This window comes from Mucilaginibacter sp. dw_454 (assembly GCF_018449775.1).
GTDB lineage: Bacteria > Bacteroidota > Bacteroidia > Sphingobacteriales > Sphingobacteriaceae > Mucilaginibacter.
The window spans coordinates 403,241-428,768 of the sequence record NZ_JAAVVB010000001.1 but is presented as its reverse complement, the minus strand read 5'-3'; the positions used below and the strand labels follow the sequence as shown (position 1 = coordinate 428,768).

The 25,528-nt window shown below is 41.0% G+C and carries 28 protein-coding genes; 12 read left to right on the top strand and 16 right to left on the bottom strand.

All coding sequences use genetic code 11. From position 1 onward, the window contains the following. The first annotated feature begins 84 nt into the window (after nucleotides 1-84). Together HB679_RS02065 and HB679_RS02060 are read left to right on the top strand one after the other, a co-directional pair. Entirely contained in the window at nucleotides 85-456 is a 372-nt protein-coding gene (locus HB679_RS02065; RefSeq protein WP_214070273.1) for a helix-turn-helix transcriptional regulator, read from the top strand. A gap of 196 nt (nucleotides 457-652) precedes the next feature. Beyond that, nucleotides 653-940 carry a hypothetical protein gene (locus tag HB679_RS02060; RefSeq protein ID WP_214070272.1) on the top strand — a complete coding sequence of 96 codons (288 nt, stop codon included), beginning with the start codon at nucleotides 653-655 and terminating at the stop codon, nucleotides 938-940. 4 nt (nucleotides 941-944) lie between these two features. Here HB679_RS02060 and HB679_RS02055 read toward each other — a convergent pair whose 3' ends face one another. Next, complete coding sequence (locus tag HB679_RS02055) at nucleotides 945-2,372, bottom strand: tetratricopeptide repeat protein (protein ID WP_214070271.1); 1,428 nt, start codon at nucleotides 2,370-2,372, stop codon at nucleotides 945-947. Nucleotides 2,373-2,757: 385 nt separating this feature from the next. Between HB679_RS02055 and HB679_RS02050 the strand changes: the two genes are divergently transcribed. The 8 genes from HB679_RS02050 (at nucleotide 2,758) to HB679_RS02015 (ending at nucleotide 6,360) form a co-directional block, all read left to right on the top strand. After that, nucleotides 2,758-2,904, top strand: a complete 147-nt coding sequence (locus HB679_RS02050) for a hypothetical protein (RefSeq protein ID WP_214070270.1) — start codon at nucleotides 2,758-2,760, stop codon at nucleotides 2,902-2,904. Between the two features lie 56 nt (nucleotides 2,905-2,960). Further along, on the top strand, nucleotides 2,961-3,116 hold the full coding sequence (locus HB679_RS02045) for a hypothetical protein (RefSeq protein ID WP_214070269.1): 156 nt from the start codon (nucleotides 2,961-2,963) through the stop codon (nucleotides 3,114-3,116). An 89-nt stretch (nucleotides 3,117-3,205) separates the two neighbouring features. Beyond that, a complete protein-coding gene (locus HB679_RS02040) occupies nucleotides 3,206-3,502 on the top strand; it encodes a hypothetical protein (protein WP_214070268.1) in 297 nt (98 codons plus the stop codon). A 52-nt stretch (nucleotides 3,503-3,554) separates the two neighbouring features. Further along, the gene (locus HB679_RS02035) at nucleotides 3,555-3,779 is read left to right on the top strand and encodes a hypothetical protein (RefSeq protein ID WP_214070267.1); all 225 of its coding nucleotides are present in this window, start codon (nucleotides 3,555-3,557) and stop codon (nucleotides 3,777-3,779) included. 52 nt (nucleotides 3,780-3,831) lie between these two features. Next, nucleotides 3,832-4,092 carry a hypothetical protein gene (locus HB679_RS02030; RefSeq protein ID WP_214070266.1) on the top strand — a complete coding sequence of 87 codons (261 nt, stop codon included), beginning with the start codon at nucleotides 3,832-3,834 and terminating at the stop codon, nucleotides 4,090-4,092. 48 nt (nucleotides 4,093-4,140) lie between these two features. Then, nucleotides 4,141-4,401 (top strand): hypothetical protein, encoded by a 261-nt coding sequence (locus HB679_RS02025; protein ID WP_214070265.1) that lies wholly within the window; start codon nucleotides 4,141-4,143, stop codon nucleotides 4,399-4,401. A 36-nt stretch (nucleotides 4,402-4,437) separates the two neighbouring features. Next, a complete protein-coding gene (locus HB679_RS02020; protein WP_214070264.1) occupies nucleotides 4,438-4,602 on the top strand; it encodes a hypothetical protein in 165 nt (54 codons plus the stop codon). 387 nt (nucleotides 4,603-4,989) lie between these two features. Then, nucleotides 4,990-6,360, top strand: coding sequence for a dipeptidase (locus HB679_RS02015; protein ID WP_214070263.1), 1,371 nt, complete (start codon nucleotides 4,990-4,992; stop codon nucleotides 6,358-6,360). 110 nt (nucleotides 6,361-6,470) lie between these two features. On the opposite strand, the gene HB679_RS02010 is transcribed toward HB679_RS02015, so the two are convergent. Beyond that, nucleotides 6,471-7,580: a dipeptide epimerase gene (locus HB679_RS02010; protein WP_214070262.1), complete on the bottom strand. Its 1,110-nt coding sequence runs from the start codon at nucleotides 7,578-7,580 to the stop codon at nucleotides 6,471-6,473. A 256-nt stretch (nucleotides 7,581-7,836) separates the two neighbouring features. On the opposite strand from HB679_RS02010, the gene HB679_RS02005 reads away from it, so the two are divergent. After that, on the top strand, nucleotides 7,837-8,595 hold the full coding sequence (locus HB679_RS02005) for a DUF4290 domain-containing protein (protein WP_214070261.1): 759 nt from the start codon (nucleotides 7,837-7,839) through the stop codon (nucleotides 8,593-8,595). 123 nt (nucleotides 8,596-8,718) lie between these two features. On the opposite strand, the gene HB679_RS02000 is transcribed toward HB679_RS02005, so the two are convergent. The 8 genes from HB679_RS02000 to tig form a co-directional block, all read right to left on the bottom strand. Beyond that, nucleotides 8,719-9,090 (bottom strand): DMT family protein, encoded by a 372-nt coding sequence (locus HB679_RS02000; protein WP_214070260.1) that lies wholly within the window; start codon nucleotides 9,088-9,090, stop codon nucleotides 8,719-8,721. 17 nt (nucleotides 9,091-9,107) lie between these two features. Then, nucleotides 9,108-10,667, bottom strand: a complete 1,560-nt coding sequence (locus tag HB679_RS01995; RefSeq protein WP_214070259.1) for a glycosyltransferase family 39 protein — start codon at nucleotides 10,665-10,667, stop codon at nucleotides 9,108-9,110. Between the two features lie 212 nt (nucleotides 10,668-10,879). Then, entirely contained in the window at nucleotides 10,880-12,187 is a 1,308-nt protein-coding gene (murA, locus tag HB679_RS01990) for a UDP-N-acetylglucosamine 1-carboxyvinyltransferase (RefSeq protein ID WP_214070258.1), read from the bottom strand. Nucleotides 12,188-12,417: 230 nt separating this feature from the next. Further along, complete coding sequence (locus HB679_RS01985; RefSeq protein WP_214070257.1) at nucleotides 12,418-13,776, bottom strand: cystathionine beta-synthase; 1,359 nt, start codon at nucleotides 13,774-13,776, stop codon at nucleotides 12,418-12,420. Nucleotides 13,777-13,869: 93 nt separating this feature from the next. Further along, the gene (locus HB679_RS01980) at nucleotides 13,870-14,724 is read right to left on the bottom strand and encodes an AMP nucleosidase (RefSeq protein WP_214070256.1); all 855 of its coding nucleotides are present in this window, start codon (nucleotides 14,722-14,724) and stop codon (nucleotides 13,870-13,872) included. A 195-nt stretch (nucleotides 14,725-14,919) separates the two neighbouring features. Further along, nucleotides 14,920-16,158 (bottom strand): ATP-dependent Clp protease ATP-binding subunit ClpX, encoded by a 1,239-nt coding sequence (gene clpX, locus HB679_RS01975; protein WP_214070255.1) that lies wholly within the window; start codon nucleotides 16,156-16,158, stop codon nucleotides 14,920-14,922. 149 nt (nucleotides 16,159-16,307) lie between these two features. Next, entirely contained in the window at nucleotides 16,308-17,042 is a 735-nt protein-coding gene (locus tag HB679_RS01970) for an ATP-dependent Clp protease proteolytic subunit (protein ID WP_218625282.1), read from the bottom strand. 281 nt (nucleotides 17,043-17,323) lie between these two features. Further along, nucleotides 17,324-18,673, bottom strand: coding sequence for a trigger factor (tig, locus tag HB679_RS01965; protein ID WP_214070254.1), 1,350 nt, complete (start codon nucleotides 18,671-18,673; stop codon nucleotides 17,324-17,326). A 464-nt stretch (nucleotides 18,674-19,137) separates the two neighbouring features. Here tig and HB679_RS01960 point away from each other — a divergent pair, with 464 nt between their 5' ends. Then, nucleotides 19,138-20,211, top strand: a complete 1,074-nt coding sequence (locus tag HB679_RS01960) for a PKD domain-containing protein (protein ID WP_214070253.1) — start codon at nucleotides 19,138-19,140, stop codon at nucleotides 20,209-20,211. A gap of 87 nt (nucleotides 20,212-20,298) precedes the next feature. On the opposite strand, the gene HB679_RS01955 is transcribed toward HB679_RS01960, so the two are convergent. The 6 genes from HB679_RS01955 to HB679_RS01930 form a co-directional block, all read right to left on the bottom strand. Continuing rightward, on the bottom strand, nucleotides 20,299-20,745 hold the full coding sequence (locus tag HB679_RS01955; RefSeq protein ID WP_214070252.1) for a lipocalin family protein: 447 nt from the start codon (nucleotides 20,743-20,745) through the stop codon (nucleotides 20,299-20,301). A gap of 89 nt (nucleotides 20,746-20,834) precedes the next feature. After that, nucleotides 20,835-21,281 carry a lipocalin family protein gene (locus HB679_RS01950; protein WP_214070251.1) on the bottom strand — a complete coding sequence of 149 codons (447 nt, stop codon included), beginning with the start codon at nucleotides 21,279-21,281 and terminating at the stop codon, nucleotides 20,835-20,837. Between the two features lie 136 nt (nucleotides 21,282-21,417). After that, nucleotides 21,418-22,140 (bottom strand): head GIN domain-containing protein, encoded by a 723-nt coding sequence (locus HB679_RS01945; protein ID WP_214070250.1) that lies wholly within the window; start codon nucleotides 22,138-22,140, stop codon nucleotides 21,418-21,420. A 104-nt stretch (nucleotides 22,141-22,244) separates the two neighbouring features. Beyond that, entirely contained in the window at nucleotides 22,245-22,856 is a 612-nt protein-coding gene (locus tag HB679_RS01940; RefSeq protein ID WP_214070249.1) for a DUF2807 domain-containing protein, read from the bottom strand. A 220-nt stretch (nucleotides 22,857-23,076) separates the two neighbouring features. Continuing rightward, entirely contained in the window at nucleotides 23,077-24,969 is a 1,893-nt protein-coding gene (locus HB679_RS01935; protein ID WP_214070248.1) for a RecQ family ATP-dependent DNA helicase, read from the bottom strand. A gap of 15 nt (nucleotides 24,970-24,984) precedes the next feature. After that, a complete protein-coding gene (locus HB679_RS01930; RefSeq protein WP_214070247.1) occupies nucleotides 24,985-25,476 on the bottom strand; it encodes a hypothetical protein in 492 nt (163 codons plus the stop codon). Nucleotides 25,477-25,528 lie beyond the last annotated feature (52 nt).

Here is a 25,528-nt window from a genome sequence, read left to right as displayed (position 1 = left end):
CTTAATAAGCAAGCTTTTTTTGGATGGCATGTATTTTGGATAGTTGATTGTGACCCTTTACCCAACAATTAAACTATTACTGAAATGAACGACAACCAAAAAAAGAAGACTAACAAAACCATCGGCAAAAACATCCGCACGTTGCGCCATCAACACGGGTGGAGCCAGGAGGATGTAGCAAATCGTTTGGGTATTTCAATCCCGGCTTTTTCAAAAATTGAAACCGGCGTTACTGATGTAAACCTGTCAAGACTGGAGCAGATTGCTGACATCTATGAAATAGACGTAGTGCATATATTAGCACTTGACAGTGAAGAGGTGGAGCAGCAGCCTTCAAATCTGAGTATTTTGCAGAAAAAATTGGTAGATCGCGAATCAGAAATTGTTAACCTGCAACGTAAAGTGATTTTACTTTATGAAGAACTGCGCAACGCAAAGACATCGGTACATGCTTAAGCATAACCGTTTAATAATTACAACACTATTCTGTATTAGCCTAATAATTGGGGTCTAAATAATTTACCGCAAGTTAATTTATTTAGACCCCAATTAATAAACACGTAAAATACAGACGAATACGTCCCCTTTTCTCTTTTTGATAAAACTTTGGAGCATCATTTGTTAGTATACAGATGATAAACATCTATTAGCTATGTCTAACTACCTGATATCTATACCGCAAAGCCAAACTAAGGTTACAGCAACTATACACGACCAAAAAAGCAATTTGAAAGTTAAAGCTGTGAAGCTGGCCACCTTAACTTACAAAACAGCTAAAGGCGAGGTGAGCTTTTTTGTTACGATAGGAAAAAAAATATTAGCTTTTGAAACCAAAGGATATAACAAACACAGGCAGTTATTAATTCTGCAAATGATATCCTGCTATTGTATGTATATGGGATGGGTTGAGGCGCAGATACACGCTACCCTGCCTGTTTAAAGCATTAGAGGGTAGTTTTACCCGGATCATGAAGCATATCGCTCATTTCAATGATCTTCTCGTCAATTTCAGACACACACTTATCCATCATATTAATACATTCTAACTGATCTACCAGGCCTTCTTTTTCCAGGTTCATCAAACCTTTAAGGGTGGCTATAGGTCCGCGGATCTGGTGCGATAGATAGGATGAATATTCTGATAATTTCTTATTCTTAACCTGCAGGTCCTTCGTTCGTTCATCAATAATTTCTTCCAAATGGTGATTAATGCGGTCAAGGTTGTCTTTCTGCCGCGATATCTCGCTGTTAAGCTCCTGCAATTGCAAGTTAGTAGTTGCTTTGCGTTTAACGTTGGCCACCAATAACACAATAACCACTACAAGCAGGCCAGCTGTAATGGTTATCGACCAAAATATCACTCTTGTCAGTTCGTCCTTTTTCTGCTGCGTAACGGCAGCAAGCAACCGGCTTTGCTCCTGCTGTAAAAAATTGAATTTTATGGAAGCATTTGTGCGGTAACTTGTGCTATCTTCCTGGTAAATATTAATTAGGTTATCCAGCGCAGCTTTATAATTTTTACGCTTGATCTCCATTTCATAAGCAGTATGCTTATAATCATAAATATCCTTTTCATTATGGATAAGCTGAGAATAGTTTCGCCCTTCTTCAAGATACTTCTCAGCTTCGGCATAATTGCCTTCAGATACATACAGATCTGTTAGGGTGAGGTTGATTGCGGCAACTGACGAGTTTAGGTCAAGCTCTTTAGCTTTATCGTGCGCCTTGATCAGGTATTCTTTGGCTTTTCCAAAATCGCGTTGATTATAATAAATAACCCCTATATCTTGCAGGCAAAAAATAAGCGAAGGCATATTTTTTAACTTTTCAAATAACTGATAGCTCTTGGTGTAAGAGTTAAGCGCAGAAACATTCATATTCTTACGATTATAAATGTTGCCCATATTAAGATAAAGGGATGCGATAAGTGATGAATCGCGAAACTTTTGCGCAATGTCTAATGATTGATTAAAGTAAGACAAAGCCTTTTCATAATCAACCATTTGGTAAAGGTTACCAATGTTATTGTAAACCTTGGCTGCACCGCGTTCGTCTTTTAGTGAATTATACTCTGCCAGGGCATCAAAATAGCGATTAAGGGCGGTATCCAGGTGGTTAGAATAATATTCGCCGATGCCCTTCATACGATAAGCTTCGGCAACCCCTCGTCTGTAGCCTATCTTATTGGCTAACGCTAATGCCCGTTCTGCGTAATCAATTGTCTCTTTGGCATTGGTAGTACGGCTATTGTAAGCGCTCTTATTTAGCGAAATTACTTCGGTGGTGTCTTTTGATGCAACATCCGGCGCGTCGGTTGCGTAAACAGTATGAGTAACCAATATAAAAAGTAAAATTGCGCAGGCTTTCTTCATTAACTCACTTTTACGTTTAATTAAGGTGAAAGTTATAAATAATACATTACATATTTTCTATTCCATAAAAAAAGTGTCCTTTTCGTGTTGAAAAGTTTTTATGTGTTTGCTTTGTAATTAACAAAACATATATATCTTTGCTTTGTTAAGTGTTTGACTATCAAAAAAGTATAAGCACAAATTAAAAAATAATTAAACATTAAAAAAATTAAAATATAGGAAAAACCAAAAGGGACACGTAAGAAAAAACCACAGTTTAGCGCCAGTAAAAAACGCGCAGATTGCAAATGCAAATCACATAAATTTGCTATATTGATTAACTAATGGTTAATACGAATAACTTTTGAAATATTTAATAAAACAAAGATTTAATAAATTTATAAATATGAAAAATATCGCCTTTGTACTGATTATCACTTTATCGCTTGGAATCTTAACTTCCTGCTCAAAAAAGGAAACGATTAAAGAAACACTGTCGATATTTTCATTCAATCCTTATACCCATAATAACATATTGGCAACAGCCGACTAATTAAAAATTGAACCCTATTAAAATTAACTATAACACAACCATTAAAATTTAAAGCCATGTTAAAAGTAATCTTCACCGCAGCAATCGTTTTATCAGTAGGAGTTTTGTCACTGTTAAAAACCTCAACTCCAGCAGTTGAAAAAGTAGCTACCCCATCATTAGCTAAAGCAATGGTTGATAGCAGAGCAAATGTTTTAGCATCTGCCGACTAAGTAAGAACCATCCTTAACAGGTTAATCAATAAAACAGGTATTAAATAATATTAATAAGCAACCAACAGCCTTTAAATAATAATAAGATCATGAAAAAATTAATTATAGCATCAGCAATCGTGTTATCAACAGTAGTATCAACAAGCTCATTTGCAACTGTAAGAGGTGGCGAGAAAAACACACTGGCTACTGCCGATAGAAATGGCGAGAAAAACACTTTAGCTACTGCAGATCGTAACGGCGAAAAAAACACACTGGCTACTGCCGACAGAAATGGCGAGAAAAACACACTGGCTACTGCTGACCGTAACGGCGAAAAAAACACTTTGGCTACTGCCGATAGAAATGGTGAGAAAAACACTTTAGCTACTGCCGACAAATTCTAATTACAACATAACAATTAACAGATCATAACTACAATACATACTCAATAATATCATGAAAAAATTAATCATCGCTTCAGCAATCATCTTCTCAACAGGTATCGTTTCTACTTCATTTGCTGCTACCACTGTTAAAGAGAAAAATACTTTGGCTACTGCCGACCGTGCTGGCGAGAAAAACACTTTAGCTACTGCTGACAGAGCTGGCGAGAAAAACACTTTGGCTACTGCCGATCGTAACGCTGAGAAAAACACTTTAGCTACTGCCGACAAATTCTAATCGTAACACAACAACTAACAGATCATAACTACAATACATACGCAATAATATCATGAAAAAATTAATCATCGCTTCAGCAATCATCTTCTCAACAGGTATCGTTTCTACTTCATTTGCTGCTACCACTGTTAAAGAAAAAAACACTTTGGCTACTGCTGACCGTGCTGGCGAGAAAAACACTTTAGCTACCGCTGACCGTAATGCTGAGAAAAACACTTTAGCTACTGCTGACCGCGCCGGCGAAAAAAATACTTTGGCTACTGCAGATCGTAACGCTGAGAAAAACACTTTAGCTACTGCTGACAAATTCTAATTACGACAACAAACAGATCATAACCACCCCGATATACTTTACAACATCATGAAAAAATTAATCATCGCTTCAGCAATCATCTTCTCAACCGGTATCGCTTCTACTTCATTTGCTGCTACCACTGTTAAAGAAAAAAACACTTTAGCTACTGCTGACCGTGCTGGCGAGAAAAACACTTTAGCTACCGCTGATCGTAATGCTGAGAAAAACACTTTAGCTACTGCAGATCGCGCCGGCGAAAAAAACACTTTGGCTACTGCTGACCGTAACGCTGAGAAAAACACTTTAGCTACTGCCGATAAATACTAATTTTCAACTACTCCATCCGCCATCATAAATTCAGTCATGAAAAAAATTGCCATCATTGTTGTAGCTATCCTTTTAACCACCGGTGTAACTACTTTTGCTTTAACCAATAAAGAAGCCAAAACCGACCCAATTAAAGTGGAAAACACCAATGCTAAAGTAACCACTCAAAGCGCTAATGCAGTTTTAGCTACTGCCGACTAAGTAATAACCAATACTTTCTTAGATCATCGGGCGATGATCATTTGCTTACCGGTTATCTGCCCACTTACTTGTAACTACACGCCTACACCTTCCGGATTGACATTAAGCAGCGAAACGCTGATTATAAAAAATCTTGTCTTCATAGAATCCTAAGGACGTTTTCAACGCTTGCCGCAGATTCAAACCCACAACAATAATCCATTTGTTATGGCGCGTTTAATGGCGTCAACCTCGCTACTGGTTTTGTCCATTTGCATTAACGTCTCTATATCGTACAAGGCAAATCCCTGTTAAAGTCCTTTTTATCTTGTCAGTAAATATCTAAAAGCTAACAGCCGTGGTATTTTATTAAATAGCCGTTATATTTGCCTCAAACAGAAAACCGCTATGCAAGAAATAAAACAATACGTTGAGCAGCATAAACAACGCCTGCTTGATGAGCTTTTTGAACTACTGCGTTTCCCATCAGTAAGTGCCGACCCAAAATACAAGCCCGAAGTTTTAAAAACAGCCGACTACGTAGCGCAAAAACTACGCGAAGCCGGTGCAGATAATGTAGAGGTATGCCCTACTGCCGGCTACCCAATTGTTTTTGGCGAAAAGATAATTGACCCCAATAAACCTACGGTATTGGTTTACGGCCATTACGATGTGCAACCACCCGATCCGCTGGAACTTTGGAAAACCCCACCATTTGAGCCAACCGTGCGCGATGGTAAGATCTATGCCCGCGGCGCCTGTGATGATAAGGGCCAGTTTTATATGCATGTAAAAGCTTTTGAACTGATGATGCAAACCAATACCCTGCCTTGCAACATCAAAATTATGATTGAGGGCGAGGAAGAAGTAGGCTCAAGCAACCTGGGTGTGTTTGTAAAGGCCAATAAAGAAAAACTAAAAGCAGACGTAGTACTGATATCTGATACTTCGATGATCAGCATGGAGAATCCATCTTTAGAAACCGGTTTGCGCGGTTTATCATATCTTGAAGTTGAGGTGGTTGGCCCTAACCGCGATTTGCACTCGGGTGTTTATGGCGGCGCAGTGGCTAACCCGGCTACAATTTTGGCTAAGATGATTGCATCGTTGCATGATGAGAATAACCACATTGCTATCCCCGGTTTTTATGACGAGGTAATTGCGTTGACCGAACAAGAACGTAAAGAATTAAATGCTGCACCTTACAACGAGGCCGAATACAAAAAGGACCTGGACGTAGCCGAACTATGGGGCGAAAAAGGTTATACCACTTTTGAGCGTACCGGTACCCGCCCTACTTTAGAAGTGAATGGCATTTGGGGCGGCTATATTGGCGAAGGCGCGAAAACGGTTTTACCATCAAAAGCCAATGCCAAGATCTCGATGCGTTTGGTGCCAAATCAAGGCTCAGAAAAGATCACCCAGTTGTTTACAGATCATTTTAAAAAAATTGCTCCTGCATCGGTAAAAGTAACCGTAACCCCGCACCATGGCGGCGAACCGGTAGTAACGCCGACCGATAGCATTGCTTATCGCGCAGCTCAAAAAGCCATAACCGAATCATTTGGCAAAGCGCCTATCCCAACCCGTGGCGGCGGAAGTATCCCTATTGTAGCGCTATTTGAAGCTGAGTTGGGCATCAAGACTGTACTAATGGGTTTTGGTCTGGATAGCGATGCCTTGCATTCGCCGAATGAGAAGTACGATATTTATAATTATTACAAAGGGATAGAGACTATCCCCTTGTTTCATAAATATTTTGCAGAATTGAGTAAGTAATAGTTCAGATTTGTCATTGCGAGGAGGAACGACGAAGCAATCGCATGCGTTTCGCTTTTCTCCTTGCGATTGCCACGCTATCGCTCGCAATGACAAATTTTAGAAATAAGTTATACAGTAAACCGCTCACACCCATCCAAAAAACCCTCATCAGCATCAGCCCCAATCCCAGATGCATCACTAATATCGAGTTTATAACCATCATAAGTAACCCCGCCAACACATGGGTCAATCAAATGCCCTAACATACAGGTATCCATATCGTAAAAATGAATATTAGGGCTACTATAGGCAAAATGTAGTTTTGAGCTAAGCGCGATGCGGCTTTCCAGCATGCCCCCCATCATACAGGCTATGCCATGCTGCGCAGCCAGGTCATGAATTTGCTTTGCTTCATAGATGCCGCCCGATTTAGCCATTTTGATATTGATGTAATGGCATGAGCCGCTTTCTATCTGTTTGCGGGCGTCATGATGGTTATACACGCTCTCGTCGGCCATGATTTTTACCGGTGATAACTTTATCAGCTCTGGCAGTTTATCATCATACCAGGTGCGCATGGGCTGCTCACAGAATTCAATTTCATAATCGCCCAGGGCCTGTAAAGCAAATACCGCATCGTCAAAACTCCAGCCCTGATTGGCATCTACCCTTATTTTCAATTCATAGCCTATTGCTTCGCGAATCTGTTTGATGCGTTCTACGTCTTCAACAGCCTTCTTACCCAGCTTTACCTTTAAAATATTAGCACCCGATTTTTTAAATTCGATGGCTCTTTTCGCCATGTATTCGGGCGTATTGATACCTATGGTGATGTCGCTTTCTACCACCCGTCGTTCGCCTCCCAGATATTTATAAAGTGGCTGATTAGCATTTTTAGCAGCTATATCATACAATGCCATATCGAAAGCACTTTTAATAGTGCCGTTACCGGCGATAGCGTCATGGAGTTGCTGTAAGCGTGCCGGGATATCTAGTGCATCTTTCCCCTTCCACAGTTTAGCAAAATCGCGCGCTACGGTCAGGCAGGTATCCTGCGTCTCGCCGACAATCATGGGGAAAGCAGAACATTCGCCCACGCCATAAAAACCGCCATCAGTATGCACGCGGATGAATACGTTTTGTGCATAATCCATGGTACCCGTTGCAATGGTAAAAGGCTCCATAGGGATGCTGAAACGGTAAATATCTATATGGGTGATGATAAGTTGTTGCGCCATAAACGAAAATACGAAAACCAAACGTAGAGACGCAACATTTTGCGTCTCCGGTAGGCGGTGATTGTTAAAGACGCAAAATATTGCGTCTCTGCGGGTTGCTTATTCAATATATAGCACTATCTTTGTTACGCTTCAGCAGATACGCGCATCGTTGCGTTTTTGCGATCATATAAAATTCAATTTTAGCCGCCTTTGCCCTTGTTAATTGGGTAAAGATGCCCGGGCTAACTTAAAACTTCTTAAAAACATACATTATATGGCATTCGAAAACACGCCTACAAATTTTGATTATAATTCAACCAGAAGCAAATTGCTGCTTTCTGAATATGGCCGTAACGTACAAAACATGGTTAAGTACATTGTTGCGCTGCCCACTAAAGAAGAACGTAACCGTTACGCACAGGTAGTGATAGACCTGATGGGTTTTCTGAACCCACACCTGCGCGACGTAGCCGATTTCAAACACAAGCTTTGGGATCACCTGCACATTATCTCTGAGTTTAAGATAGATGTGGATTCCCCTTACCCTAAACCGGCCGAGGATGCTATCCATATTAAACCAGAGCCTTTGCGTTACCCAAATCAGCGTATCCGTTACAAGCACTATGGCAAAACCATTGAGCTGATGATAGAGAAAGCCAAAAGCATTGAGGAGCCTGAGCGCCGTAAACACATGGTACAAGCTATAGCTAACTTCATGAAAATGGCTTATGTACAGTGGAACAAAGATTCAGTATCTGACGAAACGATTTTGGCCGATTTGGTTGCCCTGTCAAAAGGCGAATTGAAAGTAGATGAGTCTATCAACCTGAACAAAGTTGAGTATCGCCCGCCGGTGCAAACCAATAACAATAACCGTGGTGGCCGTACTAATAACAACCAGAATAACCGTGGCGGCGGCGGTGGCTCAAGCAATAATGGCGGCCGCAATAACAACAACAACCCGCGTAATAACAATAATAACAACAACAATCAGCGCAACCGTAATAACGGCGGCGGTGGTAAGAAGTTTTAGCCTTCTGTAATAATATTAATAAAGTCATGCTGAACTTGTTTCAGCATCCCATCATATAGGAACGCTGTACTTAGCGTGTGGGATGCCGAAATAAATTCGGCATGACTCGTTTATAGAACTACCCTACCACTTCTTAAATATCACAAACACGGCCAGCACAATTAGCCCAAAACCAATCAGGTGGTTCCAGCCGAAACGCTCGGTTTTGAAAAAAACCAGCGAGAAGATCATAAAGACGGTAAGCGTAATAGCTTCCTGAATAGTTTTTAGCTGTACCAAAGTAAACGGACCGCCATCGCCTTTAAAACCGGCGCGGTTAGCAGGCACCTGGAACATATATTCAAAAAATGCCAGCCCCCAGCTGATTAAGATAACCGAGATCAGGCCCAGGTTTTTACCCCATTCGTAATCTTTAAACTTTAAGTGCCCATACCAGGCAAAGGTCATGAAGGTATTCGATATGAGTAGAAAGATGATGGTTTTTAATCCGCGCATGTTATTTTGTAACTATATTACTTTAATCTTTTTTCGGCCAACTCACTTTTATAAACCGAGTTTAATGACGGTTTAGCGTTTACCAGTAAAAGTATAGCCGTACCTTTTTCTCTTGACATTGGGTTATCAACCTGGCTCAATTGCCGGCAAGTATCGGTAATTGCGGCAAATCTTTTTACTTTATCGCCCATGTCTTCATCCACATAAATTATGTAATGCGCATTTAAGTCGGTTGGCGCCCAAAGGGTAAAGCTACTGTTTAATGATATAATCTCAGGCAAGTTATATTGTTTGCCAAAATGATGTATTGCGCTTGCTTCGCCGTAGTTGTCGGCATATATCTGGGTGTTTTTTCTTTGCTCGGGGGTAAGGTTATAATAAGCTTTGGCAACTTTTTGCGCCATTTCATCCCAGCCCAGCATATCTGCATAATCCTGGGTAAGCGGGTGCACCTGCTGGTCTTCCCAGGTTACTGCAAACTTAAAAATGTCGGTATGGTTTCCCACATAATTAAACACCGCGAGGGTTGAGTTGAAGGGCAACACCGGCAACAGCATCGGCAGCAATATTAAATTGGGTAAGGTAAAAAACAACACAGCCAAGGCGCGCAGAGGCGTATACTTAATCTTTATCCAACGTTCAAACGCATATCCGCCGGCGGCAAACAACATGGGGTATGCGCCAAACAGATAATAGTTTTTGCCACTCATCTCCATCAGAAACAAAAATATCAGCACATAGGCAAACGCCAGGAACTGAAACTTGCGCAGCTTGAATGAAAATAACAGAAAGCCAAACCCAACCAACCATAAAAACAAACAGATACCGTTAACTGCAATTTGCTGGCGTATAAAATTACCGGGAGTAATATAATTCAGCTGATATTTTTGCAGCGTTTTCATGTGCGTAACCACCGGCAGGTGGTGGGTAAACTGCCAGATTATATTAGGCAAAAAAATGAGCAAAGCAAGCCCGGCAGCGCCAATGATATGCCTGTTCCACAACAACTTGCGTTGCTTTGTAAACAACAAACCTATTAGCAGAGCCAGGGTAAAAAAGCCCATAGTATATTTGGTGAGCAGCCCCACGCCAATTACCAGCCCTAAAAAATATAAATACTTTACCGAATGGCGGTTAATGTACCTGACAATGAGCCACACGGCCAAAACCCACCACAGCTGATCAAATACTACAGGTTGAAAAAGGTAATCGCTGGCAACAAACGCAGGTGCGAAAATAATACCTAAACAGGCCAGCGTAATAGCGAACATTTTGCCGCCAAATTCAACGGTGATTAAACCTACCAGCCAAACAATTAACGCACCGCCAATAGTGCTGAATATACGGGTTGCTACTACAGAGTCGCCAAATAGTGTGGTAGTGAGTTTAGCCAACACGGCAATAAACGGCGGCACTTCTTTATAGCCCCAATCCAAATGATCGCCCAGGGCAAGGTGCAAAAGTTCATCCCGATGGAAACCAAAATGCGAGATGGCCAGCGCGTTCAAGCCTATTTTAATCAATACAAAAATCAGGATAAAGTTGGTGTAACTCGATTTCCGGTTTTGGTAGGACATGCAGGTTATTAGTGGTTAGTACATAAAGATAGTTTTTTGAGGCGAAAGCAGAAAGACTAAAGCTAAAAGCTTTTTTTAAAGCCGAAAGCTAAAAGACCAAAATGGAAAGCATTTTTAAGCAAAAAGGTTAAAGCCTTGTGTGTAAAACTTTAACCTTCCGTTATTTTTTCAATCATACCGTAGCTTTCTGCTTTGGTCTTTCTGCTTTCAGCCTAAATGCGTTTAATATCGGCGCCTAAAGCTTGCAGGCGTTTATCAATATGCTGATAGCCACGCTCTATTTGTTCGATATTGTAAATAGTTGATTTTCCTTGTGCCGATAGCGCTGCGATAAGCAATGAAACTCCGGCGCGAATATCCGGCGAGGTCATAGAGATACCGCGCAGCTGCACTTGTTTATCCAAACCGATAACGGTAGCACGGTGCGGATCGCAAAGGATAATTTGTGCGCCCATATCCAACAGTTTATCCACAAAAAACAAACGGCTCTCGAACATTTTTTGGTGGATCAATACCGAGCCTTTGGCTTGTATGGCAACTACCAGCACAATGCTCAGCAGATCCGGCGTAAAGCCTGGCCATGGTGCATCGGCAATGGTCATGATAGAGCCGTCAATGAAGGTTTCTATCTCGTAATGATCTTGTGCAGGGATGTAGATATCGTCGCCCCTAAGCTCTAATTTGATACCCAAACGCTTAAATACATCAGGAATCATTCCAAGCTCGGGATAGTGTACATTTTTTATAGTGATTTCAGAACCGGTCATAGCCGCTAAGCCAATGAATGAACCTATCTCTATCATATCCGGCAGCATACGGTGTTCTGTACCACCCAGACGGGTAACGCCTTCGATAGTCAACAGGTTTGAACCGATGCCACTGATTTTGGCGCCCATCCTATTCAGCATTTTGCACAGCTGTTGCAGGTAAGGCTCGCAAGCTGCGTTGTAGATGGTGGTAGTGCCTTTAGACAACACCGCGGCCATCACAATGTTGGCAGTACCGGTTACCGACGCCTCGTCTAACAGGATATAGGTACCTTTTAAATCAGAAGCATCTACATTATAAAAGCCGTCCTCAGGATTATAATTAAACTGCGCACCTAATTTTTCAAAGCCCAGGAAGTGAGTATCTAATCTACGACGGCCAATTTTGTCGCCACCAGGTTTTGGGATAGATGCTTTGCCAAAACGGGCTAACAGCGGACCAACAATCATGATCGACCCACGTAAACCTCCACCTTTTGCTTTAAAGGCATCCGACTGGAAAAAGTCCTGGTCTATATCTTTTGCTTCAAAGCTGTAAGTATCATCGCCCAGGCGCTCAACTATAACGCCCATATCGCCCAAAAGCTCAATAAGCTTATTTACATCTTTAATATCAGGGATATTGCTGATCGTTATTTTCTCTTCAGTAAGCAGTACAGCCGAAAGGATCTGTAAGGCTTCGTTTTTGGCACCTTGCGGTGTTATTTCGCCTTTTAACGGCTTGCCACCCTGTATTTCAAATGCGTTTACCATGGGTTGATGTTTGATATTTAATAGTTTACAGGCGCGGTTATATTAGCACACGCTCTGTACAAAGATTATAAATATATTTTTGTTTTTGGGGGTGTGTAGAGAGGAATGTTTGCACATTAAAAATGTGCAAACATAGTTGTCATTGCGAGGAGGAACGACGAAGCAATCGCACGCGTTTATTCCTTTCTACTTGCGATTGCCACGCTACGCTCGCAATGACAAAAAGTTATTTATGCCGATATCGCATTAATAATATCGTACTGCGTAATAATAGCAATCTGGCCATTATGCTCAACCAATACGGCAATATTATCATTATTGATCATCGCCGAGATTTTATCAATCGAGGTATTCACATCCACAAACGGGAACGGCGCTGTCGTAATATTTTTCACGGGCTGAGATTTCAGTGATGGATTTTCTAACAACGCATTCAGGATATCGCTTTCGGTAATTTTACCCATTACCATACCCGCTTGCGTAACCGGGATCTGTGAAATATTGAGCGATTTGATAGTATTGATAGCTTCAAGGATAGTTTTCTCGATATCGATAGTTACAATTTCCTGGCTTTCTTTTTTGCGGATGATGTCTTTAGCGGTCAGTTTCTCTTCTTTCAGGAAACCACGATCGCGCAGCCAATCGTCATTGTACATTTTGCCCAGGTAGCGGGTGCCATGATCGGGGAAAATGATCACAACTACATCACCTTCTTTAAACTTATCCTTCATCTGTAGTAAACCAGCTATAGCAGAGCCTGTAGAGTTACCGGCAAAAATGCCTTCTTTACGGGCCACCTCGCGTGTCATTAGCGCGGCGTCTTTATCGCTTACTTTTTCGAAATGATCTATCAGCTCAAAGTTTACGTTGGCGGGTAAAAAGTCCTCGCCAATACCTTCGGTTATGTATGGATAGATCTCGTTTTTATCGAACTCGCCGGTTTCTTTGTATTTTTTAAATACCGAGCCATAAGTGTCAATACCCAAAATCTGGACAGCCGGGTTTTGTTCTTTTAAATATTTGGCGATGCCGGATATGGTCCCACCTGTGCCTACACCTGCTATCAGGTGTGTGATCTTGCCTTCTGTCTGCTCCCAGATCTCCGGGCCGGTAGACTCATAATGTGCCTGGCTGTTAGACAGGTTATCATACTGATTAGGTTTCCATGAATTTGGCACCTCGCGCTCTAAACGCGATGATACCGAATAGTAAGATCGAGGATCTTCAGGATCAACGTTAGTAGGACAAACTATTACTTCGGCGCCAAAGGCACGCAAAGCGTCAAACTTCTCTTTCGATTGCTTATCGGTACTCGTAAAAATACATTTGTAGCCTTTAATTACTGCCGCAATGGCCAGGCCCATACCGGTATTGCCCGATGTACCCTCAATGATGGTGCCGCCGGGTTTGAGCTTTCCGCTGCGCTCGGCATCCTCTATCATTTTTAGCGCCATACGGTCCTTAATAGAGTTGCCGGGATTAGTGGTCTCTATCTTAGCCAGTACCGTTGCAGGGATGTCTTTTGCTATTTTATTCAATTTCACCATGGGCGTATGGCCTATGGTTTCCAGTATATTATTGTACCACATGAGTTTAGTGATTAGAGATTAGTGATTGGAGATTAGTGAATGATGAAGATAGATATATTTAAAACTAATCACTATTCACCGCTCACTAATCACTTAAAAGCGCAAGTGTTTCACCGTTAAACCGCCATTAATTAATTGCTTCAGCGATTCTATACCAACTTTTAAATGTGTTTCAACAAACTGACCGGTAACTTTCGAGTCGCTTTCGCTGGTTTTAACACCTTCGGGGATCATTGGTTGATCTGATACTAAAAGCAATGCGCCGGTTGGTATTTTGTTGGCAAATCCGCAGGTAAAAATAGTAGCGGTTTCCATATCAACAGCCATAGCGCGCAATTCTTTCAGATAGCTTTTAAACTTCTTGTCGTGCTCCCAAACGCGGCGGTTGGTGGTGTAACAGGTTCCGGTCCAGTAATCCAGCGAGAAGTCGCGAATAGTGGTCGATATGGCTTTCTGCAAAGCAAACGAAGGCAACGCAGGCACTTCAGCCGGCAGGTAATCATTAGATGTACCCTCACCTCTGATGGCTGCGATTGGCAGAATTAAATCGCCTACATTATTTTTACGTTTTAAGCCACCGCATTTACCTAAAAATATCACTGCTTTAGGGTGAATTGCGGTCAGCAGATCCATCACCGTAGCTGCTACCGAGCTGCCCATACCAAAGTTGATGATGGTGATACCTTTAGCTGTAACGCTTTGCATTGGTTTATCAACACCCATAATTGGCGCATTGTCATTCCATTCAGAGAATAGCTGAATGTACTTTGAAAAATTGGTGAGGATAATGTACTCGCCAAACTCTTCCAGTGGGCGGCCGGTATAACGTGGCAGCCAGTTGGCAACAATAGCATCCTTTGTTTTTAAGCCCGATTTTACCGGGCTGCTTACTTCTTTTACTTTCGGAAGGTCTTCTCCTTCTTTCTTTATGTTCAGCTGTTCGTTCATAGTACCCCCTCTAAATCTCTCCCAAAGGGGAGACTTCTTTATGGTTATAGTTATATTTTAAAATTAGTCAAATTTTTCTGTTAGCCCTCCCCCTCGGGGAGAGTTGGGAGGGCTTTTATACAGCAAACCCCGGTTGTAAAACCAGGGCTGCAGTTTAATTTATAACAAATATCGCCGTTGGGCTTTGCTTTGTTGTTAAGCCACTTTTAACTTTTTAAGGTCAGAACGGTCAAATTTCTCGTGAGCGTAATCTAAAGTAATGTTCAGTTTCTTGATGTCTTTTTTAGACGGGAACTCAAACATCGCATCAATCATTATCGCTTCGCAAATTGAGCGTAAGCCACGGGCGCCTAATTTAAACTCCATTGCTTTATCTACAATAAAGTCAAGCACTTCGTCGTCAAACTCCAGTTTAACACCTTCGTATTCAAATAACTTTTTGTATTGTTTTAACAATGAGTTTTTTGGCTCGGTTAATATATTGTGCAGGGCTTCCCTATCCAACGGATTAAGGTAAGTCAACACCGGTAAACGGCCAATCAACTCGGGTATTAAACCAAATGATTTCAAATCTTGCGGAGTAATGTATTTGTAAAGGTTCTTTAAATCAACCTCGCCTTCGTTACCTTTTAATTTGTAGCCCACGGTTTGTGTGCGCAAACGGTTAGCTATTTTTTTATCGATGCCATCAAAAGCTCCACCGCATATAAATAAAATATTGCTGGTATTAACCGTAATCATTTTTTGGTCGGGGTGTTTACGTCCGCCTTGCGGTGGTACGTTAACCATAGTACCTTCCAGTATTTTTAATAATGCTTGCTGTACACCCTCGCCGCTAACGTCGCGGGTTATAGAAGCATTATCGCTTTTGCGGGCAATTTTATCAACTTCGTCAATGTATACAATACCTTTTTCGGCAAGGGCCACATCATAATCTGCAGATTGCAGCAAACGGGTTAATATACTTTCCACGTCCTCGCCTACATAACCCGCTTCTGTTAACACAGTGGCATCGCAAATGCAAAACGGAACGTTTAATATTTTTGCTAAAGTTTTAGCTAATAAGGTTTTACCGGTGCCGGTTTCGCCCACCATAATGATGTTGGATTTTTCAATCTCAACCTCATCTTTATCAATACGCTGATTTAAACGCTTGTAGTGGTTGTAGGTAGCAACAGATAAGATCTTTTTAGCATCGTCCTGGCCGATAACATATTGGTCAAGATGACCTTTAATTTCGGCAGGTTTTAGTATTGCGGGAGAGCTTGGCGAGGCTTTAACCTTACGCACTTTTAATTCTTCGGCTAGTATTTCATTAGCCTGGTTAACGCATTTATCACAAATATGTGCATCCAACCCCGCTATAAGCATCAGTGAATCTTGCTTGCCTGCGCCGCAAAATGAACACCTTATCTCTTTACTATTTTTATTCATTGTGATACTTTGTTATTTAGCAAAAATACTTATTCAATATTGATATTACAAATAGTCGGGAAGTCCGAAAGTCCGGAAAGTCTGATGGCCAAAAAAATTGACTTACGGACTTATCCGACTTACGGACTTCTGACTACTCAACTATTGAATTACTTCTTTGTTTTGTTACCTCTTAATATTTCGTCGATCATACCAAACTCTTTGGCTTCTTCGGCTATCATCCAGTAATCGCGGTCTGATGCATCGTGTACTTTTTCGTACGATGCACCGCTATGATCTGCAATGATCTGGTATAATTCTTTTTTCAATTTAGTGATCTCGTGGTAAGAAATCTCAATATCAGATTGCTGACCTTGTGCACCGCCCGATGGCTGGTGAATCATCACCCTTGAATGCGGTAATGCAGCGCGTTTACCTTCGGCACCGGCTACTAACAACACTGCGCCCATTGAAGCTGCCAAACCTGTACAGATGGTAGCTACATCATTCGATATCAGTTGCATGGTATCATAAATACCCAGACCAGCATAAACAGAGCCGCCCGGAGAGTTGATATACAATTGAATATCGCGTTTAGCATCGGCAGATTGCAGGAATAACAACTGCGCCTGGATAACATTGGCATTTTGATCATAGATGGGATCGCCCAGGAAAATAATACGATCCATCATTAAACGAGAGAACACGTCTAATTGCGAAATATTTAACTGGCGCTCTTCAATAATGTAAGGCGTGTAACCGGTGATGCCCGGGCCAGTGGCTATACCGCTTGGCGCGTTGCTGCGGTTTACATTGCCGATAAATTTATCTACATAAGTGCTGCTGATACGATGATGTTTTACAGCATATTTTCTGAATTCGTTTTTATCTGGATTACTGTTCATGTGTATATGTATTTAGCTTTTGTTGTGATGCGGGCAAGCCCGCGATAAATATAGTTTTTAGTTGAATATATTTTAAATTATAAAGTTTAGAAAAAGAAAAAATACTACCCCCTTTTCTTCAACAAGTCATCGTGAGCGAGGAACGAGCGTGACGATCTCCGGATCGCTCGCTCAGAGATTGCCACGCTACGCTCGCAATGACGCTTTTTTTATTTCATTTAAACAAAAAAAGCATCCTCTTTTTTGGAGGATGCTTTTCTCATTAAAGTATAAAACTTGTCTTACTTAGCCAGCTCTTTAAACTCGTTGTAAGGTATTTCTTTTTGATCTAAAGTAACTACGCTCTTAATGTAATCTATTGTTTTAAGGGCTTTTACTTCGTCAAATACTTTATTAGCATTCTCTTTGTTTTGCAGGTATTGTACCGTGTACTGGCCTAATTGCTCGTCTGTTAACGGGGTTGGGCTGTACATTCTGAACTGTGCGTCTAAGCTTTGTTTTGCCGCTGCAAAAACTTCATCATATTGAATCTGGATATTGTTGTCTTTAATGATTTTGTTTTCAATTAAAGTCCATTTCAAGTTTTGAGCAAAATCTTTGTAACCACCTTCCAACTCTTCTTCGCTCAGCTTTTCGTTTGTAGCTCTTAACCAACGTTTCAAAAACTCGTCAGGTAACTCAAACTGAACTTTGTCTATGCTGTAGTTATAAACGTCGTTCTGTAATTTCCTGTCTGCGTCCTGAGCCATCATGCTTTCTAACTCTTCAGTTATCTTAGCAGTAAAACCAGCTTCGTCAGTTACCACACCTGCACCAAATAATTTATCAAAGAACTCCTGGTTCAGATCGCTTTCTTCTAAACGGTTAACGTTTTTTACAATTAATTTAAAGTTTGATTTTAAATCAGCCGCTTCGCTTTCGTCTATGCCTAAAATGGCAGCAACTTTTGGCGTATCGTTACCATATGCTTTCTGGATATCCAGTACTACTTCATCGTCTTTTTTAACACCAACTAAAGATTTCAAAATCTTGGCATCTTTAATTTGCTCTAATCTAACAGATGTAGTATTGCTTATGCCACCATCAAAAACAGAACCATCAGGCGAAAGCTGCTCTAATTGCGCATATAATACATCATCCTCTGCCGATACGTCAGGATTTGTCATTTTGCCATAGCTTCTGCGGATATTTTTAACGCGCTCGGCCAGGGTTTCTGCATCAATCTTGATCACATATTGTGTTAGTTTATCTTTTGATGAAAAATCGATAGCAAACTCAGGCGCCAAACCAATTTCGTAATTAAACTCAAACTGGTCGGCAAAGTCCCACTTGTATTCTTGCTTGTCGTCTACTTTCGGCAATGGCTGGCCCAACACCTCTAATTTTTGTTCGGCGATGTAGTTATTTAAAGTATCAGACAACAGGTTATTCACCTCGTCAACCAAGATACTTTTACCATACATTTTTTTGATGTGTGATGGCGGAACCATACCCGGACGAAATCCTGGTATTTTTGCTTTTTTAGCGTGGTCTTTTATTGCTTTATCAACACGAGCCTGGTAATCGGCAGGGTCTATATTAACTTTCAGAACAGCGTTCAGGTTATCGATCTTTTCCTGTGTAATATTCATCTTTAATGGATAATTTATTTTTAAGTATCTGCGTTACAGCCCCTGTATTAGGGCTCTAATTTTAGAGGTGCAAAGGTACTAATTTATTTTCAATTAAATTTATGCAGATACAAATCATAACGTAATCAGCGCTTTAACGTTTTAATGCTATTCTAATGTTACAGACACATACGTCAGTATTTTGTAATTATGTTGTTATAAAGGTAAAATATGTACAATATCCGCAAACTTGTCGTTAACATTGGCGTGTATTTATTGTTAATAATAAGTTACTAATAATACAATACACATCCCTACCTGATTAATCTACACTTCAAGGCAGCATAATGTCTGCGCCTGATGTCATTTGATATATACGTCCCTTCAGGGCCGGCATACATCATGGCAATTGCTTAATTTTTTTTTGCAACTCAACTAAATCAACACAATAAACATTCACTATGAAATTTAAAAAATTATTACCTATGAAAAACATTTTAAAGCCCGCAACATTGCTGTTGTGTGTGGGTTTGATGGCATCATGCTCAAAAAACAGCGTTGTCGTTCCAAGCGACCAAGAAGTTGTTAACCCAATCTCTGATTATACCGTTACGCCAGACGCTAACGACGGTTTCACTTTTAAATTCAACAGCCTTGCACAAAACTTTACTAAACTAGAGTGGAGATTTGGTGACGACACATTAAAAACCGACACCAATCCTACGCACACGTATCTTGCTCCCGGCACCTATGACGTGGATTTAGAAGTATATTCAAAAACGGGTAATTTTTCTCACAAAGAAGTTCCTTTAGTTATCGATCCGGAAAAAGTGTTAGCATTAAACGCTGTAAAGACTGGTGTAGACGGCCAGTTAAAATTTTCTGCCACCTTAAAGGGCAACATCGCATCAATTTTATGGACATTTAACGCGGTTGACCCAGTTACCGCAGCGGTAACCACAACTACAAGTACAGACTTATCGCCGGTAGCAAATTTTGCCTTTGGTAGCTTTAACAACTTTACGGTTACTGCAACTTCAGATAAAGGAAGTATTGTTACCTTAAGCAGAAGCGCTACAACCGATGGCATAGTTATAGACATTACACCAACCAATATTGGTTTCCATTCTACTTACGAAGACACCGGTAACTCTAACGAAAACTCACCAAAACTGATTGACGGCAATACGCAAACCAAATTTGGTTACTATTCTGCTTTCCCTGGGGTTGAAAACTATGATGTTTATTTCCCGGCCCCTGTTGTTGTTAAAACATACGGTTTGGAAAATGGTAACGACTCTGAAAGTACCCGCGACCCTAAAGAATGGTATATCCAAGGCTCAAACGACAATGGCCAAACCTGGGATAATCTTGATCACCAAAACTTAACCATTGGCTTTGCCGACTACCTGACCTCAATTGGTCAAAGTGGTACCAGATATTACAGATTCTTCTATTATCCGATAGCAAGTCCAAAAGCATATACCTGGTACAGATGGTCTATTTTGAGCACATTTGCAGGTGCGTTCCAAATGATGGAATTCAGATTATATAAATAATAGTTCTTTATATAAAAGCAAAAAGCCTGTGTCGATATCGACACAGGCTTTTTGCTTTTAGCTTGTTTGCTAACCTAAGCCATCAAATCATTTGGAGTAATACGCAACTATACTACCATTCAATGTAACGTTGCCAGACGACTCGTGTATTTTATTTGTAAGCGCCAATTCGCCACCGCTAAAGGCCACTGTTTCTTCAACGGGGGTACTGCTCTGCGCAAAATTAACTGTTAACGCGCTCCCGGATAATTGATAGGTAAAATTACCAGCATTTATGTCATTCAAATTGGGCGCACCGATAGATATGCCAATACCTACATTAGCGTTGCCGGTATTATTGCTGTTAAATTGGATGTAAGCAGCAGTATTGGTATTTAAAATAGTGGTGTCTTTATAGACATTCCCGTTTTGGTCGGCAAAAGCAATCTCGCTTTTAGTAAGTTTCCACTTACCGATAATAGATGATTGATCGTCTTTTTTGCACCCGGCGATAGCCGCGGCGCCTATTAAAAGCGCAGGTATTAATTTTTTCATGATGTGATTATAGGTTTATTAGGTTTGATAAATATAGTTTTTCAATTGATCAACAGCCGTTACTGAGCAATTAGGTTCTAACTCGATATTTATTTTGTATAATAATTAACTGTCTCTGAAACCACAGCTGATGGGTTACCCGGCAAAAATAATTTATTACTGATGAGCATCTCCTTTCCGTTGAAGGACACAGTTTCGCTTGCACCCGGTGTGGCCTGATTATTAAATGTTAAGACATTGCCCGAAAGCTTATAATTAAAGGCCCCTGTTTGCTGCGGCGCTGAATTAGGATCGGTTGTTGTAGTTCCGCCGAATGTAGAATATCCCGAACCATCGGTATTAAATTCAATATAACCAGTGGGATTGGTATTTGCAAAGGTGGTGTCCTCAATTACCTCCCCTTTACCACCGTAATCATAAAGTTTAAAATCTAGTTTAATCAGACTCCATTTGCCTACAATGGCCGACTGGCTATCTTTTTTACAACCGGCTATTGCCAAAGCGACTATTAAAACGGAAAGTACTATTTTGTTCAAGCTGTGATAAGTTTCAGCTAATTTATTAAATATTGCAACAACCTATCTTACAATTTTAAAATCCTAACTTATAAGTCAGCAAAAAGCCAACATCAGTTATATTGATGTTGGCTTACAAGATTTGAACCAACGTGATTTAATTAACCTTAGTTAGGGTTGATACGCCTGATTTTTTATTATTAATGGTAGTAGGATTTCCTTTGTATTTAATAGTCGACGCGCCGGTGGTGTTAACGGTCAGCTCATGCAGTACATTGATTTCAAAATCGCCTGCTCCCGATGATTGCAGGTTGTAATTACCCACAATAAAATCAAAGGCCTGCAGTTTACCCCCGCCTTCAAAGTTTGCAGTAAAGGTGCTGGCCTGTCCTTTCAGATCAACCTCGGTTGCGCCGGTGCTGGTTGTTGTTAAGTTAGCGGCGTCAAGTTCCATGTTAATCTTTGAAGCCCCTGCCAGATCCAAATCAAAATTTTGAGTTATCAGTTTTCCTTTAGTACCTATATTTACTGCCCCTGAGGCTTTAAGTTCTTCCAGTTTCTTTACGCCAATACTGACCGTGATCGTGCTACCCTCACAAACGCTTTTTTCGCTTTTAATAGTCAATACTTCGCCATTTACTTTAGTGGTTACGTTTTTAACCAGGTTGTCATCGCCGGCGACAGAAACATTTAGCGAGCTATCCTGCGTCAATGAAATATTAAAATCGCCACTAATGTCCAGCTTAGAAAAGTTGGTCACCTTTCTATTTTCTGTAACCACATTACCAGATCCTTTTAAACATCCTGGTTTACATGATGCTAATGCAAGCATTGATATGCCGGTAATTAAGGTAAGTGTAGTTTTGAAAGCGATATTCATGAGAAGTTTATTAAGTTGATACGAAGTTACATAAAACAAAACAGGAGTCTAAGACTCCTGTTTTAAAAAATATATAGTGAACTTTTGCAAAAGTGTGCGCTTGATTATAAGCTGGCCATTTTCTCTGCGGCTTCGCGGGTAGCATTAACTTTGGTAGTGTTTTTTTCGCTGGCATTAACAACGGTTAAGTTGGTTTTATTTAAGGTTGATGACTGCGTGTAAGCTACATTGTAATCAACTACGCTACCTGAAAGGTCGGCTGCGGTACGGTTGTTTAAGGTTACATTAGCGGTAAGTGCATCAAAGTTTAAATGTGCTGTTGCAGTATTATTTAACACCAGGTTCAAATCAATCAATGATAATTTACCGTATGATTTTATTGTCGCATTGTCACTAGCGGTGATGGCATGTAAATCTGTTACAGTTACCAATACTACCAGTTTTTCGGTGTTATATGATGCAATACGCAACACGCCGTTTTTGTCTTGTACAAAAGCATTTTGTGCATAGTATTTATCGTAAACTTTTACGTCGTCTTTGCTGCCGGTGGTTACATAAACTTCAACGTTTCCGGAAGCTTCAATTTTGTTAATGTTGTTGGTTGCAACAGTTACAGGGGCCATATTGCCATTGTCGTTTTTTGTTGCCGCGTTGCTAACTGATACACTTAATATAATGGTTAACAGGGTGATTAGGGTTACTATTCTAGTTTTCATGATCTTATGAATTATTGTAATTTTCTTTTTTAATATTTTTAAATACATCCATAAGACGACACCAATTACAAAACGTTACAGGCAGATAGTGTAAAAACGACACAATGCCTTTTTTACTCGGTGAACGCCGTAATAGTGTCGGTGAAAACGGAAAGAAAATTATAGGGTGATGACAATGAGCGACTGATTTTCAGCGTTTTTTGCAGTCTAACCGGGCGCTTTACAGGTAATAGCGCTCGTTATTGAATTTAATTTTGCCGGCGTCAAGCAGCAAACGAATGGTATCCAGACGTTCTTTTTCGGTACCGATGCGAATTGTCTCCATCAGTTCGTTAATATCCAGCGACTCTGTAGTGAGTGATTGTACAATTTCATTAGTGATATCGTCTACAACATCAACCGCACTTTGGCGGCGCTTCTCTTCCAGGCATACATCGCAGACACCGCACTTCTCGGCGGCAGTCTCGCCGAAATAGCCGAGTAATTGCTGACTGCGACATTGCCTGCGGGTGCAATAACCAAATACAGATTCTATTTTTTTGCGATAAGTAGCCTTGCGCTGTTCTATATAAGCTTTGTCGATATACAGATCTTTCGGTTGCAGGCGCGATCTGAGGTACGTAACCTGCGGCTGATCATTTTGCGGCAGATAATTAATCACACCATATTCCTGCAATTGCTTTAATCCCTCTATAACCTGTTGCACACTCATGTTGGCCCGGCAGGCCACATCAAACTCCTTTATCCGCACATAGCTTTCAAAAGCGCCGCCGTACGATCTGAGCAAAGTTTTTATAAAAGCATCCCAACCGGCATTTTGGATCTGGAAGTTATACAACTGATCATGCTGTATCTCAAACCTGAATCGCGATGGTAAAAACACACTCTCGCTGAATGACAGGTATTCGCTTTGCTCCAGGAATTTTAGGGCATTCAGCGTCCTGATCACATCCAACTGATATTTTGAACAAAAAGCGCCCAAATCAAGATCATAACTTACCCCCCCGCCTGCTCCATAAGCAACGGAGTAATAGTTGGATAACTGATGATATACCAGCTTGATCTCATCAACCGACGGAAAACTGAGTTCAAAGATCTTTTCTTGCCGGGCATGGTCGGCGTTATTATATAATAGTACAGCGTAGGCTTTTTGTTCATCCCGGCCTCCGCGACCAGCCTCCTGGTAATAAGCTTCCAGGCTTTCGGGCGGGTCTTTATGAATCACAAACCTAACGCCCGGTTTATCAATCCCCATCCCGAAGGCATTCGTGGCAACCATAATTCGGGTTGCGTTGCCTTTCCAGCTTTCCTGCTTTTTAGAGCGTTCGTCGGGCGTTAGTCCGGCATGGTAATAATCGGCTTTAATATTATTATCATTATAAAGCTTGGCTATCTCGGCACACTCCCGCCGACTGCGTACATAGACTATACCCGTGCCTTTAACACCTTTTGCTACGTCTAACAGTTTGCGGAACTTATTTTCTTCGTGCTGCACCACATAGCTGATGTTCTTGCGCTCAAAGCTTTTCTGAAAGACTTTAGCATTTTTAAACAGTAGTTTTTCTTGTATGTCGATTTTAACCTCTGCAGTGGCGGTGGCGGTAAGCGCTAAAACAGGCACGTCCGGATGTAATTTGCGTAGGTCGGCAATGTGCAGGTATGCCGGTCTGAAATCATATCCCCATTGCGAGATACAATGCGCCTCGTCTACCGCAAACAAATTTACCCGCATGTATTTAATGCGCTCCTGTACCAGTTCAGACAATAAACGCTCGGGAGATAGGTAGAGAAACTTTACATCGTTATAAACACAGGCGTCCAGGGCTACGTCGACTTCGCGTTTGCTCATGCCGGCTGTAATAGCTATAGCTAATATACCTTTTTCGGTCAGGTTTTCTACCTGATCTTTCATCAAAGCTATCAGCGGCGACACCACAATGCAGATCCCGTCCTTAGCTAAAGCAGGCACCTGGAAACAAACCGACTTACCGCCGCCCGTAGGCAAAAGTGCCAGCGTATCGTACCCCAACAATACAGATTGGATGATATCCTCCTGCATGGGGCGAAAGGTATCGTGGTTCCAATAGGTTTTGAGGATCTCTTGTATAGTCATAGTGGAGTCTGCAAACTATCGCTTCGGAAAACATTGTGGGCCAACTGCACCACCACCGTATTCTAGTATCAACTTGCTGTTTACATAGCGATAAAGGCAACTATCGCTATATTGTTTTTTTAAACTGTCGGACATGGGTTTGTCGAAGACAACAAAAGAGTACTCCCCCAATCCGCTACGCTGAAAACCAATTTCTGTGGGTTCGCCGCTTTTAACTGAAATACAATGAGCAGCTTTCAGTTTTTCTTTCAAGACATTTAGCTTATTTTCAGTTATGCCCAAACCTACTAACAAAGAATCTAATTTTTTCGATCCCATGTCTTTATACCAAGAAGCACCTGTCAAATCTGAACCTTTACCTGTATCGACAGGAATAATTTGCAATCTATTGATAGTGCCATCATCATCAAATTCGACATCAAAGTTTTCGAACTTTGGTGCTATTTGTTTAGCATAACTTTTCACCTCGTAAATTTCTACTTTTTTATCATTAAAGGTCTCGATCAAGTCCTTTATATTGTACGTTTTATCAAACAATCCGAAAGCGCTTAACAACATC

Coding starts and splice junctions, on each gene's coding strand:
- HB679_RS02065 (WP_214070273.1), top strand. CDS start 85: ATGAACGACAACCAAAAAAAGAAGACTAACAAAACCATCGGCAAAAAC.
- HB679_RS02060 (WP_214070272.1), top strand. CDS start 653: ATGTCTAACTACCTGATATCTATACCGCAAAGCCAAACTAAGGTTACA.
- HB679_RS02055 (WP_214070271.1), bottom strand. CDS start 2,372: ATGAAGAAAGCCTGCGCAATTTTACTTTTTATATTGGTTACTCATACT.
- HB679_RS02050 (WP_214070270.1), top strand. CDS start 2,758: ATGAAAAATATCGCCTTTGTACTGATTATCACTTTATCGCTTGGAATC.
- HB679_RS02045 (WP_214070269.1), top strand. CDS start 2,961: ATGTTAAAAGTAATCTTCACCGCAGCAATCGTTTTATCAGTAGGAGTT.
- HB679_RS02040 (WP_214070268.1), top strand. CDS start 3,206: ATGAAAAAATTAATTATAGCATCAGCAATCGTGTTATCAACAGTAGTA.
- HB679_RS02035 (WP_214070267.1), top strand. CDS start 3,555: ATGAAAAAATTAATCATCGCTTCAGCAATCATCTTCTCAACAGGTATC.
- HB679_RS02030 (WP_214070266.1), top strand. CDS start 3,832: ATGAAAAAATTAATCATCGCTTCAGCAATCATCTTCTCAACAGGTATC.
- HB679_RS02025 (WP_214070265.1), top strand. CDS start 4,141: ATGAAAAAATTAATCATCGCTTCAGCAATCATCTTCTCAACCGGTATC.
- HB679_RS02020 (WP_214070264.1), top strand. CDS start 4,438: ATGAAAAAAATTGCCATCATTGTTGTAGCTATCCTTTTAACCACCGGT.
- HB679_RS02015 (WP_214070263.1), top strand. CDS start 4,990: ATGCAAGAAATAAAACAATACGTTGAGCAGCATAAACAACGCCTGCTT.
- HB679_RS02010 (WP_214070262.1), bottom strand. CDS start 7,580: ATGGCGCAACAACTTATCATCACCCATATAGATATTTACCGTTTCAGC.
- HB679_RS02005 (WP_214070261.1), top strand. CDS start 7,837: ATGGCATTCGAAAACACGCCTACAAATTTTGATTATAATTCAACCAGA.
- HB679_RS02000 (WP_214070260.1), bottom strand. CDS start 9,090: ATGCGCGGATTAAAAACCATCATCTTTCTACTCATATCGAATACCTTC.
- HB679_RS01995 (WP_214070259.1), bottom strand. CDS start 10,667: ATGTCCTACCAAAACCGGAAATCGAGTTACACCAACTTTATCCTGATT.
- murA (WP_214070258.1), bottom strand. CDS start 12,187: ATGGTAAACGCATTTGAAATACAGGGTGGCAAGCCGTTAAAAGGCGAA.
- HB679_RS01985 (WP_214070257.1), bottom strand. CDS start 13,776: ATGTGGTACAATAATATACTGGAAACCATAGGCCATACGCCCATGGTG.
- HB679_RS01980 (WP_214070256.1), bottom strand. CDS start 14,724: ATGAACGAACAGCTGAACATAAAGAAAGAAGGAGAAGACCTTCCGAAA.
- clpX (WP_214070255.1), bottom strand. CDS start 16,158: ATGAATAAAAATAGTAAAGAGATAAGGTGTTCATTTTGCGGCGCAGGC.
- HB679_RS01970 (WP_218625282.1), bottom strand. CDS start 17,042: ATGAACAGTAATCCAGATAAAAACGAATTCAGAAAATATGCTGTAAAA.
- tig (WP_214070254.1), bottom strand. CDS start 18,673: ATGAATATTACACAGGAAAAGATCGATAACCTGAACGCTGTTCTGAAA.
- HB679_RS01960 (WP_214070253.1), top strand. CDS start 19,138: ATGAAAAACATTTTAAAGCCCGCAACATTGCTGTTGTGTGTGGGTTTG.
- HB679_RS01955 (WP_214070252.1), bottom strand. CDS start 20,745: ATGAAAAAATTAATACCTGCGCTTTTAATAGGCGCCGCGGCTATCGCC.
- HB679_RS01945 (WP_214070250.1), bottom strand. CDS start 22,140: ATGAATATCGCTTTCAAAACTACACTTACCTTAATTACCGGCATATCA.
- HB679_RS01940 (WP_214070249.1), bottom strand. CDS start 22,856: ATGAAAACTAGAATAGTAACCCTAATCACCCTGTTAACCATTATATTA.
- HB679_RS01935 (WP_214070248.1), bottom strand. CDS start 24,969: ATGACTATACAAGAGATCCTCAAAACCTATTGGAACCACGATACCTTT.